Annotated in this window: 1 rRNA gene; it reads left to right on the forward strand. The window is 56.3% G+C overall.

Annotated features, from left to right (window positions below):
- A 23S ribosomal RNA gene (locus tag FXF75_RS22300) occupies positions 1 to 858 on the forward strand; the annotation flags it as partial.

Here is an 858-nt window from a genome sequence, read left to right on the forward strand (position 1 = left end):
CCCTCACGGGCGAGGGCCGCCGTCTTCAAGGGCGGGGAGTCAATCGGATGCGACCCGAAACCAGATGATCTATGCGTGGACAAGGCGAAGCGTGCCGAAAGGCACGTGGAGGCCTGTTAGAGTTGGTGTCCTACAATACCCTCTCGTGATCTACGTATAGGGGTGAAAGGCCCATCGAATCTGGCAACAGCTGGTTCCAACCGAAACATGTCGAAGCATGACCTCTGCCGAGGTAGTTCATGAGGTAGAGCGACCGATTAGGGGCGCCGACTTCGAGAGAAGTCGGCCCCCTTGTCAAACTCCAAACTTATGAACGCCGTTGACGCAGGGAATCCGGTGTGCGGGGTAAGCCTGTGCACCGTGAGGGAGACAACCCAGAGTCGGGTTAAGGTCCCAAAGTGTAGACTAAGTGCGATCGAAGGTGGTCTCAAGCCCTAGACAGCCGGGAGGTGAGCTTAGAAGCAGCTACCCTCTAAGAAAAGCGTAACAGCTTACCGGCCGAGGTTTGAGGCGCCCAAAATGATCGGGGCTCAAGTCTACCACCGAGACCTGACCATGCGGGTTACACCGCAATTGAGTAGGTTGGCACTCTGTTCGGATGGAAGCGTGGGTGAGAACTCATGTGGACCGAATAGGGACGAAAATCCTGGTCATAGTAGCAGCGTTAGTCGGGTTAGACCCCCGACGGCCTTACGAGCAAGGGTTCCTCGGCAATGCTGAACAGCCGAGGGTTAGCCGGTCCTAAGTCTCACCGCAACTCGAATGAGACAAAAGGGAAACAGGTTAATATTCCTGTGCCGCTATGCAACGAAACCGACGCCTTGGGAACCGTCAAGCCGGGCATTCGCCCGGTCGAAC

The sequence above is a fragment of the Halorussus sp. MSC15.2 genome, assembly GCF_010747475.1.
GTDB lineage: Archaea > Halobacteriota > Halobacteria > Halobacteriales > Haladaptataceae > Halorussus.